Here is a 14,964-nt window from a genome sequence, read left to right on the forward strand (position 1 = left end):
ATATTACAACTGTGTTAACAAATAGCATTCAGGGTACTATAGTTTCCGCCCTGTCGCTACAATGTATACTTCACGCGATCGTGCCCGCGAAGCGTCTGGCTTACGAATTTTCACGTTCGTAAATAGGGAGCGAATTTCCCTCAGGTATTCATCAAAGCCCTCTCCCTGAAACACTTTGACAATAAAACTCCCCCCGGGGGCCAGCACATCACGACACATATCCAACGCCAATTCAACCAGATACATGGATCGAGGAATATCGACCGCAGGTGTTCCGCTCATATTGGGTGCCATATCCGACATGACGACCTGGACTTTGTTATCACCAACTCGCTCAAGCAATGTTTTCAATACAAATTCATCACGAAAATCACCCTGAAGGAAATCGACGCCAACAATGGGATCCATCGGTAAAAGATCACAGGCAATCACTCGCCCATTATCACTAATTTGACTCACTGCGTACTGAGACCATCCACCAGGAGCTGCGCCTAAATCGACAACGGTCATGCCAGGTTTAAAAATTTTGTCAGTTTGTTGAATTTCATCAAGTTTAAACCAAGCGCGAGAACGAAGCCCTTTTTTCTGTGCTTGCAGAACATATTTATCACTAAAGTGTTCTTGTAACCAGCGACTGGAGCTTGCCGAACGTTTTTTATTGGCCATTGTCCTTTCCAACTATACTACGAATAAAGAGCCAGATATCTATTGCTCCATACACCAAAACCACAACACACTATTTTATGGTGATAGAGATGAGATGGCGGTAGAATGCCCCGTTTTCAATCCTAACTAAGCAAAAAAACAATGGCCCTTAACAAAAAACAAGTACAACACCTGAAAAGTCTCGCTCACCCGCTAAAACCTGTCGTCATGATTGGTAATAACGGCCTGACCGAGGGTGTGTTGGCCGAAATTGAACAAACGCTGTCACACCATGAGCTTATCAAAGTCAAAATCGCAGGCGAAGATCGTGAAACCAAAAATTTGATCGCCGATGCAATTGTCCGCGAGACCGGTGCATATAATGTGCAAATTATCGGTAAAACTCTAGTTCTTTACCGCCAATCGGAAGAACGCAAAATTATTTTACCTAAATAATCAAACCACATTTATATAAAATGCGGTGCGCATATTATGATAAAAAAGGCCATATCCGGCCTTTTTTACTTTCTCCACGATCCTTGTGCAACTTTACCTAACGTAAATCAATAGCAACAGGCCAATCCTGAAGTTAAATATATTCAACTTTCAGGATTTCATATTCAACTTCACCACCTGGTGTTTTGATAATAACAACGTCATCAACTTCTTTACCTATCAAACCGCGGGCAATTGGTGAATTTACTGAGATTAAATTTTCTTTAATATCCGCCTCATCATCACCCACAATCCGGTAAGTCTGCTCTTCATCAGTATTAACATTCAAAACCGTAACTGTAGCCCCAAAAATAACACGTCCAGCCTTGGGCATTTTTGTGACATCAATCACTTGTGCATTAGAAAGCTTAGCTTCGATTTCCTGAATACGGCCTTCGCAGAAACCTTGTTGTTCACGAGCAGCATGATACTCAGCGTTTTCTTTCAGATCACCATGTTCACGCGCTTCAGCAATGTCTGAAATAATTTTTGGACGGCGTACGTTCTTTAGATAATCTAGCTCTTCGCGCAACTTATCCGAGCCACGTACCGTCATTGGAATCTGTTTCATTTATTAATCCTCTAAATCTTTCCTGAGCAAAAAACCAGCATCATCCTGATGTTTTCAGATAACAGCACAATGAGCACACCTTGTCGGGCGGGCTTCCAGACAATAAACAATAGTGCAAACCATAGGACTACCCAGAGTTCACAATCATATTTTACATATTAATATATCATTCTAACGTAGACTTAGTGATGGGTCATCGTTTACTTTTCCCCACTTTGCGCCTTAGTATTGTGGTATGTCTACATCCATATGCGAAATTTATGTCCTTCTTTAAAATTGCCAGCAGATTAGTTTGCGTTACCGCTCTGTATTTGACTACACCTAACGCAAACGCCACACTTGTTGAGGAATATACGAAATATCTGCCTGATGGTACCAATCTGGCATTAATCGCTCAAAAAGCAGGCGCCAGTTCCCCATTAATTGATTATCACGGGCAGCAAATGGCTCTACCAGCAAGTACGCTGAAAGTTGTCACCGCGCTTGCAGCATTATTACAACTGGGAAAAGACTATCGCTTTATCACCACATTGGAAAGTAATGGCAAAATTTCAAACGGTATTTTAAAAGGGAATTTGATCGCTCGTTTTGTCGGAGATCCAACGCTGACCCGCCAACAACTTCGCAATATGGTTACAGTATTGAATCAAGCCGGCGTGAAAAAAATTGACGGTGATCTTTTAATAGATGTTTCCGCTTTTTCCAGCCACGATAAGGCTCCCGGTTGGGTATGGAATGATATGACCCAATGTTTTAGTGCGCCGCCTGCCGCCGCAATCGTGGATCGAAATTGTTTTTCCGTTTCACTATATAGCGCAGAACGTCCCGGTGATACTGCATTCATCCGTGTCGCATCCTTTTATCCAGTGAATATGTTCAGTGAAGTCAAAACATTGGCAAAAGGCGCTCCTGAAAGCCAGTACTGTGAATTAGATGTCGTTCCAGGAGAACTCAACCGTTTCATACTTACCGGATGCCTTACTCAACGCAGTGAACCATTGCCACTGGCTTTCGCAATTCAGAACGGAACTAGCTATGCGGGGGCAATTCTCAAAAACGAACTGCAAATTGCTGGAATTGAAATCACAGGTAACCTCAAACGCCAAAGCTTACCAACTGAGCCGGGTAAAATTTTGGTTCAGAATCAATCCGCACCATTACATGATCTGCTGAAAGTCATGCTGAAAAAATCTGACAATATGATCGCGGATACCGTATTCAGGACAATAGGCCGACAGCACTTTGATATACCAGGAACCTGGCGTTCAGGCTCTGATGCGGTACGGCAAGTATTGAAACAAAAAGCAGGTATCGATCTGGGAAATACCGTGATGGTAGATGGCTCAGGATTATCCCGCCATAATCTGATTACCCCCGCAACCATGATGGAAGTATTACAATTTATTGCTCAACATGATCAAGAATTAGATTTCATTTCCATGCTGCCATTAGCTGGTCATGACGGTACTCTAAGATACCGAGGAGGATTGGATGAAGCAGGAGTAAACGGGAAAGTTTCGGCTAAAACCGGTGCCCTGCAAGGAGTGTATAATCTGGCTGGCTTTATAACCACGGCTAGCGGTCAGCGAGTTGCCTTCGTGCAGTTTATTTCTGCTTATGCCGTACCGCCAAAAGAGCACCGCAGCCGGCGGGTTCCTCTGGTCCGATTCGAAAGTCGGCTATATAAAGATTTATATCAACAAAACTAATAAAATCGGCGCCACAAATAAGTGGCGCCCTTAACTGCAATGAGAGAGACCGAAGAATCAGCGTTTATAAATTACTTCAATACCTTCGTCGTCATCTTCATCCCAATCGTCATCCCAGTCATCGTCTACTTCCGAAACCTGTTCTAATTGCTCTTTATGGTAATCATCCCACATGAATTCAACTTTCTCAGGTTGAGCTCCATCTTCTGTTGTACTCATATTACGAGGTTTGGTTTTCATAAACTCCATAATATCCCAACAAAGCTCTTTAACACCCAGACGATTTATCGCTGAGATCATGTAAAAATTGCCTTCCCAACCTAATTCATCAGCAATAGCTTGTGCACGCTGTTTGGCTTCTTCTGGCTCTAACAGATCAACTTTATTGAATACCAACCAACGTGGTTTTTCTGCCAATTTTTCGCTGTATTGCTGTAACTCATTGACAATAATCCGGGCATTTTCGACAGGATCTGATTCATCAACAGGACAAATATCGATTAGGTGCAGCAATACCCGGCAACGTTCCAGATGTTTCAAAAAGCGAATACCCAAGCCAGCGCCATCGGAAGCACCTTCAATGAGCCCTGGAATATCAGCAACCACGAAACTTTGTTCGTTATCCATCCTTACTACACCCAAGCTGGGTACCAGAGTGGTAAATGGATAATCTGCAACTTTCGGTTTAGCAGCAGAAACAGCACGGATAAATGTAGATTTCCCTGCATTTGGCATCCCCAGCATACCAACATCTGCTAACAGCATCAGTTCCAGCATCAATTCACGGGTTTCACCTGAAGTCCCCATCGTTCTTTGACGAGGAGCCCGGTTAACAGAAGATTTAAAGCGGGTATTGCCAAGCCCGTGGAATCCACCTTTCGCTACCATTAGACGCTGTTCATGACGAGTCATGTCGCCCAGAATCTCACCGGTTGCCACATCACGGACACGCGTACCAACAGGCACTTTAATCGTAATATCCTGACCACGCTTACCTGTACAATCACGGCTCTGACCATTTTGCCCACGTTCCGCCCGAAAAGACTTTTCAAAACGATAGTCAATCAGTGTGTTAAGATTTTCATCTGCTAGCAGATAAACATCTCCACCATCTCCACCATCCCCACCGTCTGGCCCACCTTTCGGAATATATTTTTCACGACGGAAGCTGACACAACCATTGCCACCATCCCCCGCAACAACCAGTATTCTGGCTTCATCTACAAATTTCATATTTTTTCTCCGTATGATAGCCATTACAGTGCTGGATGGCTGTGTTACCCAGAGATGGCGTACTTTAGAATATAAAAAGCCCCGCAACACATGCAGGGCTTCTGATTCGGTGTATAACTCGAAAAACTTATTCAGCTTCGATGCTGATAAATTTGCGGTTTTTCGGGCCTTTAACTTCGAATTTAACTTTTCCGTCAGCTAATGCGAACAGGGTGTGATCACGACCACAACCAACGTTATTGCCAGCGTGGAATTTAGTACCACGTTGACGAACAATGATGCTGCCTGCTAATACAGACTCGCCACCAAAACGTTTTACACCCAGACGTTTGCTTTCAGAATCGCGGCCATTACGAGTTGAGCCGCCAGCCTTTTTGTGTGCCATTAATCTGCTCTCCTAAATCTTAAGCGATGACAGTGATTTTAACATCGGTGAACCACTGACGGTGGCCTTGCTGCTTACGGCTGTGTTTACGACGACGAAATTTAACAATTTTAATTTTCTCACCACGACCGTGGGCAACGACTTCAGCTTTGATTTTAACGCCTTCAACGACAGGAGCGCCGATTTTGATGTCATCACCATTAGCGACCATCAGAACCTGGTCAAACTCAACAGTTTCACCCGTTGCGATGTCTAGCTTTTCCAGGCGAATTGTTTGACCTTCGCTGACTCGGTGTTGTTTACCACCACTTTGGAAAACCGCGTACATATAAACTCCGCTTTCCGCACGCCCCCTTAAATATCATTCCAGAGCGCACTATAAATATTCATAATAGGGCGCGAATTCTACGCAAAAAAGCCTAAGAAGACAAGAGCAGAATTAGAGCAGATGATAAAAAAACATAGTTGCTGAATTGTCATTTATTTAGACTGTTTTTCGAGTACAATCAAGACACAGCAATAACTATTTTAATGTTAATATGAACACAGCTCTGCATTAAAACCCATAGCCGAAAAAATATGAATTTAGAATCCATTATCAAGCTAACCGCTGATGATATGGCAGCGGTAAATGAAACCATTCTTAGTCAGTTGAATTCTGACGTTACTCTCATCAATCAGCTGGGCTACTACATAATCAGTGGTGGTGGAAAACGCATTCGCCCAATCATTGCCATCCTAGCTAGCAGAGCATTAGGTTATCAGGGTGATAAGCATATTACTGTTGCTGCATTAATTGAATTTATCCACACAGCGACTCTGTTACATGATGATGTAGTGGATGAATCAGACATGCGACGTGGCAAAGCAACGGCCAATGCCATGTTTGGTAATGCAGCAAGCGTGCTGGTTGGTGACTTTATATACACACGCTCTTTCCAGATGATGACAGCTCTTAACTCTATGCGAGTTCTTAAATTGATGTCAGAGGCAACCAATGTTATCGCTGAAGGCGAAGTTTTACAGTTGATGAACTGTAATGATCCAAATATTTCCGAAGATGATTATATGCGGGTGATTTACAGTAAAACAGCCCGATTGTTTGAAGTCGCCGCGCACTCTTCCGCAATTCTTTCTAATGCCACCCCAGAGCAGGAAATGGCTTTACAAAATTACGGACGTTATTTAGGCACTGCATTCCAGTTAATTGATGATTTACTGGATTATAATGCTGACAGCGATACATTAGGCAAAAACACCGGTGATGATCTTAACGAAGGTAAACCGACATTGCCCTTACTACACGCTATGGATCATGGTACTCCAGAACAATCGGCACTTATCCGTGAAGCAATTGAAAAAGGGAATGGCCGCCATTTACTCGAAACCGTACTGACAACCATGAAACAGTGCGGTTCACTGGAATATACCCGTAAACGAGCAGAAGAAGAAGCAGATAAAGCAATAGCTGCTTTGCAGGCGCTGGAAAACTCCCCATACAAGCAAGCACTCGTGGGGTTAGCCCATATTGCCGTACAACGCCTTTCTTAATCGATAGAACGAAACCTGGGGTTAATCTGACTCCAGGTTTTTCTCTGCGTCTTCAACACCTACATCAATATAACCAATAAGTTTTGCGAGCCCCTCCCGAAGAATAAATTTCACAATTTTTTCCCGCTCAACTTTAGTTAATTGATAGTAAGCCTCAATCCAAATTAAGAATGGGTCTTGCCGTTTGTTTGCATAATCAATAGTGTTTTCCCCTACGGATAGCACATTAAGTACATCTTCAGGCAAACTATTTATATGATATTCAAGAGCCTTGCCCTGAACACCGCGTTTACGTCTATATTCCCATCCTTCCCGCCTTGCCATCAGATTTATTCCCTGTGGCGAAGAAGGAAGTCCGGCAATACCAACCAGCTCTTTAGCTGAGTACCATTCTTTTTTCATACTTTTCTTCTCACTTTGCACCGGGATAATGAAGAAGAATCCAAGTTAGTTGGCATTTTTAATTTCCAAAAATGGGTTAAATAACAGAAATTTTTTCTAAAAAACTTCTGATACCATCCCGTAAAATCATGGCTATCACAGCCTGTTTCTCAGATTCTGATAACTGATGAAAAGCACCAACCCAAATCGATAAAGGATCTTGCTTCTGTACCTGATACTCAGAAGATGATTCATGAAGCTCCAAGGCTGTAATGGTCGTTTCCGGGAAACAGGAGTAGTGATACTCGACTGCTTTACCTTGTACACCTTGTCTTTTCTGACATAACCACTCCTCCCGTTTTGCTCTGGCATTAACTCCTTGTGGTGATCCAGGCAACTCACCCACGCCGATTAACTCCTTGGCCGAATACCACTCTTTTTTCATCGCGTTTCTCTATTTTTGTAACCAAGTTCAAAAAAGAAGCTTTTAAGAAAAAAATTGGAAATATTTTTAGAAAAATAATGCTATTTTATTTCTCAATAACAGGTTTAAGTTCGTTATTACTCTCATGCGTACCTGTTATTTATACCACTAATATGGCATCAAATTTAATAAAAATAAGGATTAAAAATGATTTCAAGGAAATCTGATTGGCATCCTGCCGATATAATTGCAGCTTTACGCAAGCGGGGAACAACTTTAGCTGAAGTATCACGCAGAGCCGGGCTCAGCTCATCGACCTTAGCGAATGCACTATCTCGCCCGTGGCCAAAGGGAGAATGGATAATTGCAAATTATCTAGGAATACACCCTTCAGAAATTTGGCCAAGTCGTTATTTTGATCCAAATACTGGAGAATTATTAGAAAGGAAAGTACGTGAACAAACAAATAATTAGCTAACGAATTACATGAGTTAAATAAAAACCGCTGGTATAGCGAATTACCAGCGGTTTTATTGTTTCATAGATATATATTGTTTATTTATAAAATATATTAATTAGTTATTAATAAATTTTTCGCCTAATTCTATATCTTTTCTCAATACATCTAGCATGCCTTCCAGTGCTTTCTGTTCAAAATCACTCAGCTCACCAATATCCAAACGCTCTTCTACGCCATTTTTACCCAAACGAACCGGCTGAGCGAAGAAACGAGCATATTTGCCATCACCTTCAACATAAGCACATTCCACAACATCACTTTCACCTTGTAAGCCACGGACCAAAGAGAGACCCAAACGAGCCGCAGCTTGCCCCATGGACAGAGTTGCAGATCCTCCCCCCGCCTTAGCTTCAACGACTTCTGTACCGGCATTCTGAATACGATTAGTTAAGGCAGCCACCTCTTCATCAGTAAAGCTCACACCAGGGATCTGAGATAACAGGGGCAGGATTGTCACACCAGAATGACCACCGATAACGGACACTTCGATTTCCTGTGGTTTTTTACCTTTCAATTCAGCAACGAAAGTATTAGAACGGATAGCATCCAGGGTTGTGACACCAAACAGGCGGTTTTTGTCATATACACCCGCTTTTTTCAGCACTTCGGCTGCAATAGCTACAGTTGTGTTGACTGGGTTAGTAATAATCCCAATCAGTGCTTTCGGGCAAGTTTTAGCCACTTGTTCTACCAAGTTACGAACGATCCCCGCATTAACATTAAACAGATCTGAACGATCCATGCCTGGTTTACGGGCAACCCCCGCGGAAATCAATACAACATCTACTCCTTCCAACGCTGGAGTTGCATCTTCACCAGCAAAGCCTTTAATTTTCACTTCCGTTGGAATGTGGCTCAGATCAACAGCCACCCCAGGTGTTACTGGAGCGATATCATATAAAGAGAGTTCTGAACCTGAAGGAAGCTGGGTTTTTAGTAGAAGAGCAAGAGCCTGACCAATACCACCGGCTGCACCGAGAACTGCAACTTTCATCCTGATACTCCTTAAATCGTTTATACTTTAAAATACTGTAAATTCATCTAGTTAAGAACCATAGATTACTGCGTTTTTGAAAACAATCTGTTAACAGCCAAATTGTGGACTTACGCTCTAATAGTGGGACGCAAAAGTCGCCGTATTCTAGGCAAAATGCTTATCTGTTAATGAGATAACGGACACTATTTTGAGAATTTCCCTATGATTTTACGAAATAATCGGCTAAATACCTTACACCCAACAACAACGCCAAACAACATCATTTGATTAACAATATATTTACCTGATAACCAGCTAAAAAAAGCAAATTTCCATATTCATATTTTATGAATTTATATATAACATAAGACCAATTTTGCACGGTTCAAATTGGCTATAAAATCATTATTATTGCATAAAAATTCATTTATATGCATAATAAAAGCTTCATAGCTGATTGAATATGGTGAAATATGCGCACTCCCTCTAAACAGGAAGATTTAGTAAAAGCTTTCAAGGCGTTATTGAAAGAAGAAAAATTTAGTTCTCAAGGTGAAATTGTCACTGCTTTACTGGAAGAAGGTTTTGAGAACATTAACCAATCCAAAGTCTCTAGAATGCTCACTAAATTTGGTGCTGTTCGCACCCGTAATGCTAAAATGGAGATGGTTTACTGTCTGCCTGCCGAGCTTGGTGTTCCTACTGCTACTAGCCCACTAAAAAATCTAGTACTGGATGTTGATTACAACCATCCTATAGTTGTGATTCGCACAAGCCCTGGTGCTGCTCAACTTATTGCTCGTCTGCTAGATTCTCTTGGTAAATCAGAAGGTATACTCGGCAGTATCGCAGGTGATGACACCATCTTCGTTACACTCACCAGAGATTCCACAACAGAACAGCTGCGTGGAGCCATCCTTGGGTTGTTCGAGCAAGAGCTTTAAATGAACGCGCCAACATGGCGCGATTCATTTTCCTGCTGCCATTCTCAGGATTGATCAGCTTTTTTATTCAGCTTAGAGAGTAATTTTTCATGAATATCACCAAACTCTCCATTACTCATAACCAGAATATGATCCCCCTGCTGCGCCTTATCAACAATCATATGCACCAGTGAATCTATATCAGCACTCCAATACGCAGGCTGAACACAGTGATCTGCAATTTCTGATACGTGCCATTTAATATTAGCTGGCTGGAATAAGAATACTTCATCCGCACGCCCCAACGCTGGTGCGATCTCATTCTTACTCACACCCATTTTCATCGTATTTGAACGCGGTTCCAGTACGGTAATAATACGGGCTGTTCCTCCAACCTTACTACGCAGGGCCTCGAGTGTTGCCAGAATTGCTGTCGGGTGATGAGCAAAATCATCATAAACAGTAACGCCGTTTTCCTCACCACGTAGTTCAAGGCGACGACGGGCATTAATAAATTCACTTAAAGCACAACAGGCATCTGCTGGCTGGACACCAACATGATGTGCAGCGGCAATTGCAATCAGCCCATTGCGCATATTATGTTCACCCACCAGCGACCAGTTCACTTCTCCAACAACTTTACCACCATAAAACACCTGATAATTACGGCTGTCCGTACTGATCTTTTTTGCCTGCCAGTTACCGGTTTCACCCACTAGTTCCAACTCACTCCAACAGCCCATAGACAAAACCTGTTTCAGGTTAATATCGTTATCTGGGACAAGGATCTTACCACTACCCGGAACGATCCTGACAAGATGATGGAACTGTCTTTGAATAGCAGCCAGATCGCCAAAAATATCGCCATGATCGAATTCCAGATTGTTCATGATCAGCGTACGTGGGCTGTAATGCACAAACTTAGATCGTTTATCAAAAAAAGCACTGTCATACTCATCAGCTTCTATTACAAAAAACGGGCTTTCCCCGATCTGAGCTGATGTTTCAAAATTCCCCGGAACACCACCGATTAAGAAACCTGGTTTATAACCACAAGCTTCCAAAATCCAGGCTAACATACCTGCGGTTGTTGTCTTGCCATGCGTCCCTGCAACCGCCAGCACCCAACGTTCTGGTAAAACAGAATCATGCAGCCATTGTGGGCCAGAAGTATAAGGGAGCCCACGCTCCAGCACAGCTTCCACACAAGGATTCCCACGGCTCATAATGTTACCGATGATGACCATATCTGGCGCAGAATCCAACTGTGCCGGGTCATATCCCTGAATCAGATTAATCCCATGTTTTTCCAGTAAAGTACTCATTGGTGGATAAACATTGGCATCAGAACCAGTCACTTCATGACCAAGAGAACGAGCCAAAATTGCCAGTCCACCCATAAAAGTGCCGCAGATACCAAGAATATGAATACGCATTGATTTCCTATTCCATAGCATAAAGTTAGCCACTATTCTAACCATCAAAAGCAAGATAAGAAATGGAATAGCCTATGAATCATGCCTTTCTTTGGCTAAACTGCCCGCGTAAGAGTGCAATGGACACTCTAAAACCACTATCAAATCACATTCAGGACTTTCGTCATGAAAACATTAGGCGAATTCATCGTCGAAAAGCAGCATGATTTTTCTCACGCTACGGGTGAACTTACTGCATTACTTTCCGCTATTAAGCTCGGAGCAAAAATCATTCACCGTGATATCAACAAAGCCGGTTTAGTGGATATTTTAGGCACCAGCGGTGTGTCCAATGTCCAAGGCGAAGTGCAAATGAAACTGGACCTGTATGCTAATGAAAAACTCAAAGCAGCACTGAAAGCACGCGGTGAAGTTGCCGGTATCGCTTCCGAGGAAGAAGACGACATCGTTATTTTCGAAGGCGACCGCGCTGAAAATGCAAAATATGTTGTTTTGATGGACCCATTGGATGGTTCTTCAAATATTGATGTAAACGTTTCCGTTGGTACTATCTTCTCTATCTACCGCCGTATTACACCTGTTGGCAAACCCGTCACTGAAGAAGATTTCCTGCAACCGGGTAACCGCCAAGTCGCAGCCGGATATGTTGTTTATGGCTCTTCAACTATGCTGGTCTATACAACCGGCTGTGGTGTGCACGCCTTTACTTACGATCCATCTCTTGGGGTGTTCTGCTTGTCCCATGAAAAAGTACAGTTCCCTTCAAAAGGCAATATGTACTCCATCAACGAAGGGAACTACATCAAATTCCCTATGGGAGTAAAGAAATATATCAAATATTGTCAGGAACAGGATGAAGCGACTCAACGCCCGTATACTACTCGTTATATCGGTTCACTGGTTGCTGATTTCCACCGCAATTTACTGAAAGGCGGCATCTACATTTACCCAAGCACCGCCAGCCACCCATCAGGAAAATTACGCCTGCTGTATGAATGTAACCCAATGGCATTCCTAGCCGAACAAGCTGGTGGTAAAGCCAGTGATGGCGCCAACCGCATTCTGGATATCATTCCATCCAAACTGCATCAGCGCATACCTTTCTTTGTGGGTAGTAAATCGATGGTGGAAAAAGCAGAGAGTTTTATGGCTGAGTTCCCTGATGAATAATTTCATCGGTTAATTACGGATAAGCGGCGGGATTTTTCGTCGCTTTTTTAATTTTAACTAATGAGGCTAAAATATCCCAACTATCCTTTGTCATAAATCTCTCAACAACGTCATCCAAACATTCCACAAAAAACGCAAAATGTTCGTCAGATGATTCTTTAAAATCTATGGTCACCAACTGGTAACCCAAGCCACCTCGAAGAAGTGAACGATACTATTGTGTGATTTACGTTATAGTGATGAATTACTTTATTACTGATTGGTAACCACCTAACAGATCACCTTCAATAAAATGGCGACTACACAAAATCGTGCGCAGACTTGAGGAGTAGTCACCACTTCTGTTAGATATGAAAAATTCGCCCATCTCCAGTTGGGAGTTCTACGGTTAAGCTGAGTTTGCCTCCCATAGCTTCAACATAACGCTTTAACGTAGCTAGTTTTATATCATTACCCCGTTGCTCTATTTGCGTAATTGCAGGCTGACTAACACCTAAACTGTCCGCTAGTTTTTTCTGAGAGATATTCAACTCTTCTCTCATCAGTTGCAAACCAGTTTCTAAAATCACTTCATCAGCCATCTGTTTTATATCTGCTCGATCTTCAACAGAAAATTCTCGTATCTTATCTTTAAGAGTTTTCATTTTTACCCTCCAAACTCGCTAAGTGAGCTTCATACTCAGCATCAGCCACCGGGATCATTTCTTTGTAAAAATGCTTTTCGTTCCCTGTCTTATCACCAGCACATAGAACAATAGCCCGTCTTAATGGGTCAAAAGCAAAAAATGCTCTTATTGGCCTCCCCTTACACTGAATTCTTAACTCTTTCATATTGCTAAATTTTGAACCATACAAAGAGTCAACAGCAGGGCGGCCTAGTTGAGGACCAAACACTTCTAACACACTAAGATTTGCCAATATTTTTTTCTGGGTGCTGATATCTTGCTCATCAAGCCAATCTTCAAATCGACGAGTTAAAATTATAGTCCACACAACAACCTCATAAGTCATGACTTATAATAACATAATATAACCCACAACTTATATATCAATATGTAAATACAAAAAATGCCCCTATACAGGCTAACTGCACCTTTGTCATGTGTGGTAATGAGCATGTCACTGGTTATTATGCTCTCGCTAGTGGCAGTGTTAAACGACCTTTTGCTCTAGGTTTTATAGCAAGGAATGAATTATGGTTGAACCAACTCCTGTGATCGTGCCAGGTAGGGATAGTGATTACCAGAAACGTGGGTTAAGAGCAGCTTTATTAAAAGTTCCATCTCAATAGATTATCAATTGCACTTTTAAAAAAATTATCCTAAAAATTTCAGTATATACAGCAAGATTATATACCAGTCCAAATAGCAGGGAAAATCGGACCTTATCGAGAGCTAAGTGGACAACCTGTATTATCCGTTAGTGACTGCACTGCGGGACTATCATCAAACTCAGAAACTGCCTCAACCAACAAGCTACTTGTCAGAAAAATGGAGAGTACTTTAAAAAATGTTTTGGCTATAATACCCCCCACTCCATTCTGGTTTGAAATAAAGGAAACTTTCATGAGCCTGAACTTAGTACCGGCAGGAAAAGAACTGCCTGAAGATATCTATGTCATTATTGAGATCCCTGCCAACGCAGATCCCATTAAATATGAAGTTGATAAAGAATCCGGTGCGCTGTTTGTAGACCGTTTTATGTCTACCGCAATGTTCTATCCATGCAACTATGGTTACATCAACAATACTCTGTCTTTGGATGGTGACCCGGTTGATGTTCTGGTTCCCACGCCATACCCACTACAACCAGGTTCTGTGATCCGTTGCCGTCCGGTTGGCGTTCTGAAAATGACTGATGAATCAGGTGAAGATGCCAAACTGGTTGCAGTTCCGCACAGCAAATTGACCAAAGAATATGATCACATTAAAGATGTGAACGATCTGCCAGAATTGCTGCGCGCTCAGATCACTCACTTCTTTGAGCACTACAAAGATCTGGAAAAAGGTAAGTGGGTTAAAGTTGATGGTTGGGATAATATCGAAGCTGCTAAAGCAGAAATTATCTCCTCTTTCGAACGTGCCGCTAAGAAATAGCTTTTCTCTGTTCAAATAATTAAAAAACCTCTGGGGAACATCACCGGCAGAGGTTTTTTAATACCATACTCCCTTTTTATGACAAAAAAGGGATTTTTATTTACTCTTCCACATGGCGCTTCAACCAATCACCGCTTTTTATCCGCCGTAAACCGGTTATTGGAAGCTGATAAAGATATATCCATGCATTGCCATACGGTGTCTGAATCAATTCCCTTACATACTCCCGCGAATTATCTTTCAAATCGTCTAATTCTGTCAGGATAGTAGAATTGATTCGATATACCTCACATTCAATACTTCCGTCACCACGGATAACCGCAGGATAATGCCCAAGGTCATATAGCTCATAGCCTTCCAGCCAATGATCACCCAACCATTGAGCATCAGTCATCCAGTGATGATTGCCCTGTTTGCGCCGTAAGCTGCCATAAACAATAATTCGCATT

The 14,964-nt window shown here is 42.2% G+C and carries 20 protein-coding genes; 7 read left to right on the forward strand and 13 right to left on the reverse strand.

The window, feature by feature from the left end; all coding sequences use genetic code 11:
- Positions 1–36: 36 nt before the first annotated feature.
- A complete protein-coding gene (gene rlmE, locus D3222_RS01910) occupies positions 37–666 on the reverse strand; it encodes a 23S rRNA (uridine(2552)-2'-O)-methyltransferase RlmE (RefSeq protein ID WP_118984604.1) in 630 nt (209 codons plus the stop codon).
- Positions 667–807: 141 nt separating this feature from the next.
- On the opposite strand from rlmE, the gene yhbY reads away from it, so the two are divergent.
- Positions 808–1,101 carry a ribosome assembly RNA-binding protein YhbY gene (yhbY, locus tag D3222_RS01915; protein ID WP_112877185.1) on the forward strand — a complete coding sequence of 98 codons (294 nt, stop codon included), beginning with the start codon at positions 808–810 and terminating at the stop codon, positions 1,099–1,101.
- 133 nt (positions 1,102–1,234) lie between these two features.
- Here the strand turns inward: yhbY and greA are convergent, their stop codons facing one another.
- Positions 1,235–1,711, reverse strand: a complete 477-nt coding sequence (greA, locus tag D3222_RS01920) for a transcription elongation factor GreA (protein WP_118984605.1) — start codon at positions 1,709–1,711, stop codon at positions 1,235–1,237.
- A 260-nt stretch (positions 1,712–1,971) separates the two neighbouring features.
- Here greA and dacB point away from each other — a divergent pair, with 260 nt between their 5' ends.
- A complete protein-coding gene (gene dacB, locus D3222_RS01925) occupies positions 1,972–3,420 on the forward strand; it encodes a serine-type D-Ala-D-Ala carboxypeptidase (RefSeq protein ID WP_118984606.1) in 1,449 nt (482 codons plus the stop codon).
- Positions 3,421–3,477: 57 nt separating this feature from the next.
- Here dacB and cgtA read toward each other — a convergent pair whose 3' ends face one another.
- The 3 genes from cgtA to rplU form a co-directional block, all read right to left on the reverse strand.
- Complete coding sequence (gene cgtA, locus D3222_RS01930) at positions 3,478–4,653, reverse strand: Obg family GTPase CgtA (RefSeq protein WP_118984607.1); 1,176 nt, start codon at positions 4,651–4,653, stop codon at positions 3,478–3,480.
- A 127-nt stretch (positions 4,654–4,780) separates the two neighbouring features.
- Entirely contained in the window at positions 4,781–5,038 is a 258-nt protein-coding gene (gene rpmA, locus D3222_RS01935; protein ID WP_011148617.1) for a 50S ribosomal protein L27, read from the reverse strand.
- A 19-nt stretch (positions 5,039–5,057) separates the two neighbouring features.
- Positions 5,058–5,366, reverse strand: coding sequence for a 50S ribosomal protein L21 (rplU, locus tag D3222_RS01940; protein ID WP_118984608.1), 309 nt, complete (start codon positions 5,364–5,366; stop codon positions 5,058–5,060).
- A 251-nt stretch (positions 5,367–5,617) separates the two neighbouring features.
- Here rplU and ispB point away from each other — a divergent pair, with 251 nt between their 5' ends.
- Positions 5,618–6,589 carry an octaprenyl diphosphate synthase gene (ispB, locus tag D3222_RS01945; RefSeq protein ID WP_118984609.1) on the forward strand — a complete coding sequence of 324 codons (972 nt, stop codon included), beginning with the start codon at positions 5,618–5,620 and terminating at the stop codon, positions 6,587–6,589.
- Positions 6,590–6,610: 21 nt separating this feature from the next.
- Here ispB and D3222_RS01950 read toward each other — a convergent pair whose 3' ends face one another.
- Positions 6,611–6,991 carry a DNA-binding protein gene (locus D3222_RS01950; RefSeq protein ID WP_118984610.1) on the reverse strand — a complete coding sequence of 127 codons (381 nt, stop codon included), beginning with the start codon at positions 6,989–6,991 and terminating at the stop codon, positions 6,611–6,613.
- A gap of 76 nt (positions 6,992–7,067) precedes the next feature.
- Positions 7,068–7,415, reverse strand: a complete 348-nt coding sequence (locus D3222_RS01955; protein ID WP_118984611.1) for a DNA-binding protein — start codon at positions 7,413–7,415, stop codon at positions 7,068–7,070.
- Positions 7,416–7,601: 186 nt separating this feature from the next.
- Here D3222_RS01955 and D3222_RS01960 point away from each other — a divergent pair, with 186 nt between their 5' ends.
- Positions 7,602–7,868: a helix-turn-helix domain-containing protein gene (locus D3222_RS01960; RefSeq protein WP_118984612.1), complete on the forward strand. Its 267-nt coding sequence runs from the start codon at positions 7,602–7,604 to the stop codon at positions 7,866–7,868.
- A 101-nt stretch (positions 7,869–7,969) separates the two neighbouring features.
- Here the strand turns inward: D3222_RS01960 and mdh are convergent, their stop codons facing one another.
- Entirely contained in the window at positions 7,970–8,908 is a 939-nt protein-coding gene (gene mdh, locus D3222_RS01965; RefSeq protein ID WP_118984613.1) for a malate dehydrogenase, read from the reverse strand.
- A 455-nt stretch (positions 8,909–9,363) separates the two neighbouring features.
- Here mdh and argR point away from each other — a divergent pair, with 455 nt between their 5' ends.
- A complete protein-coding gene (argR, locus tag D3222_RS01970) occupies positions 9,364–9,834 on the forward strand; it encodes a transcriptional regulator ArgR (protein WP_011148624.1) in 471 nt (156 codons plus the stop codon).
- Positions 9,835–9,878: 44 nt separating this feature from the next.
- Here the strand turns inward: argR and mpl are convergent, their stop codons facing one another.
- On the reverse strand, positions 9,879–11,249 hold the full coding sequence (gene mpl, locus D3222_RS01975) for a UDP-N-acetylmuramate:L-alanyl-gamma-D-glutamyl-meso-diaminopimelate ligase (protein WP_118984614.1): 1,371 nt from the start codon (positions 11,247–11,249) through the stop codon (positions 9,879–9,881).
- A gap of 165 nt (positions 11,250–11,414) precedes the next feature.
- On the opposite strand from mpl, the gene fbp reads away from it, so the two are divergent.
- A complete protein-coding gene (fbp, locus tag D3222_RS01980; RefSeq protein WP_118984615.1) occupies positions 11,415–12,419 on the forward strand; it encodes a class 1 fructose-bisphosphatase in 1,005 nt (334 codons plus the stop codon).
- A 13-nt stretch (positions 12,420–12,432) separates the two neighbouring features.
- Here the strand turns inward: fbp and D3222_RS24925 are convergent, their stop codons facing one another.
- From D3222_RS24925 to D3222_RS01990, 3 genes are all read right to left on the reverse strand, one after another.
- Positions 12,433–12,594, reverse strand: coding sequence for a hypothetical protein (locus tag D3222_RS24925; protein WP_157975271.1), 162 nt, complete (start codon positions 12,592–12,594; stop codon positions 12,433–12,435).
- Positions 12,595–12,763: 169 nt separating this feature from the next.
- The gene (locus tag D3222_RS01985) at positions 12,764–13,063 is read right to left on the reverse strand and encodes a helix-turn-helix domain-containing protein (protein WP_118984616.1); all 300 of its coding nucleotides are present in this window, start codon (positions 13,061–13,063) and stop codon (positions 12,764–12,766) included.
- Positions 13,050–13,430 (reverse strand): type II toxin-antitoxin system RelE/ParE family toxin, encoded by a 381-nt coding sequence (locus tag D3222_RS01990; protein ID WP_441339090.1) that lies wholly within the window; start codon positions 13,428–13,430, stop codon positions 13,050–13,052. The genes D3222_RS01985 and D3222_RS01990 overlap by 14 nt, the downstream gene beginning before the upstream one ends.
- A 554-nt stretch (positions 13,431–13,984) precedes the next feature.
- On the opposite strand from D3222_RS01990, the gene ppa reads away from it, so the two are divergent.
- Positions 13,985–14,515, forward strand: a complete 531-nt coding sequence (ppa, locus tag D3222_RS01995) for an inorganic diphosphatase (RefSeq protein WP_118984617.1) — start codon at positions 13,985–13,987, stop codon at positions 14,513–14,515.
- Between the two features lie 100 nt (positions 14,516–14,615).
- Here the strand turns inward: ppa and D3222_RS02000 are convergent, their stop codons facing one another.
- Entirely contained in the window at positions 14,616–14,963 is a 348-nt protein-coding gene (locus D3222_RS02000) for a gamma-glutamylcyclotransferase family protein (protein WP_118984618.1), read from the reverse strand.
- Position 14,964: the final 1 nt, after the last annotated feature.

Source organism: Photorhabdus sp. CRCIA-P01 (genome assembly GCF_003545805.1).
Classification (GTDB): domain Bacteria; phylum Pseudomonadota; class Gammaproteobacteria; order Enterobacterales; family Enterobacteriaceae; genus Photorhabdus; species Photorhabdus antumapuensis.

Coding starts and splice junctions, on each gene's coding strand:
- rlmE (WP_118984604.1), bottom strand. CDS start 666: ATGGCCAATAAAAAACGTTCGGCAAGCTCCAGTCGCTGGTTACAAGAA.
- yhbY (WP_112877185.1), top strand. CDS start 808: ATGGCCCTTAACAAAAAACAAGTACAACACCTGAAAAGTCTCGCTCAC.
- greA (WP_118984605.1), bottom strand. CDS start 1,711: ATGAAACAGATTCCAATGACGGTACGTGGCTCGGATAAGTTGCGCGAA.
- dacB (WP_118984606.1), top strand. CDS start 1,972: ATGTCCTTCTTTAAAATTGCCAGCAGATTAGTTTGCGTTACCGCTCTG.
- cgtA (WP_118984607.1), bottom strand. CDS start 4,653: ATGAAATTTGTAGATGAAGCCAGAATACTGGTTGTTGCGGGGGATGGT.
- rpmA (WP_011148617.1), bottom strand. CDS start 5,038: ATGGCACACAAAAAGGCTGGCGGCTCAACTCGTAATGGCCGCGATTCT.
- rplU (WP_118984608.1), bottom strand. CDS start 5,366: ATGTACGCGGTTTTCCAAAGTGGTGGTAAACAACACCGAGTCAGCGAA.
- ispB (WP_118984609.1), top strand. CDS start 5,618: ATGAATTTAGAATCCATTATCAAGCTAACCGCTGATGATATGGCAGCG.
- D3222_RS01950 (WP_118984610.1), bottom strand. CDS start 6,991: ATGAAAAAAGAATGGTACTCAGCTAAAGAGCTGGTTGGTATTGCCGGA.
- D3222_RS01955 (WP_118984611.1), bottom strand. CDS start 7,415: ATGAAAAAAGAGTGGTATTCGGCCAAGGAGTTAATCGGCGTGGGTGAG.
- D3222_RS01960 (WP_118984612.1), top strand. CDS start 7,602: ATGATTTCAAGGAAATCTGATTGGCATCCTGCCGATATAATTGCAGCT.
- mdh (WP_118984613.1), bottom strand. CDS start 8,908: ATGAAAGTTGCAGTTCTCGGTGCAGCCGGTGGTATTGGTCAGGCTCTT.
- argR (WP_011148624.1), top strand. CDS start 9,364: ATGCGCACTCCCTCTAAACAGGAAGATTTAGTAAAAGCTTTCAAGGCG.
- mpl (WP_118984614.1), bottom strand. CDS start 11,249: ATGCGTATTCATATTCTTGGTATCTGCGGCACTTTTATGGGTGGACTG.
- fbp (WP_118984615.1), top strand. CDS start 11,415: ATGAAAACATTAGGCGAATTCATCGTCGAAAAGCAGCATGATTTTTCT.
- D3222_RS01985 (WP_118984616.1), bottom strand. CDS start 13,063: ATGAAAACTCTTAAAGATAAGATACGAGAATTTTCTGTTGAAGATCGA.
- D3222_RS01990 (WP_441339090.1), bottom strand. CDS start 13,430: ATGACTTATGAGGTTGTTGTGTGGACTATAATTTTAACTCGTCGATTT.
- ppa (WP_118984617.1), top strand. CDS start 13,985: ATGAGCCTGAACTTAGTACCGGCAGGAAAAGAACTGCCTGAAGATATC.
- D3222_RS02000 (WP_118984618.1), bottom strand. CDS start 14,963: ATGCGAATTATTGTTTATGGCAGCTTACGGCGCAAACAGGGCAATCAT.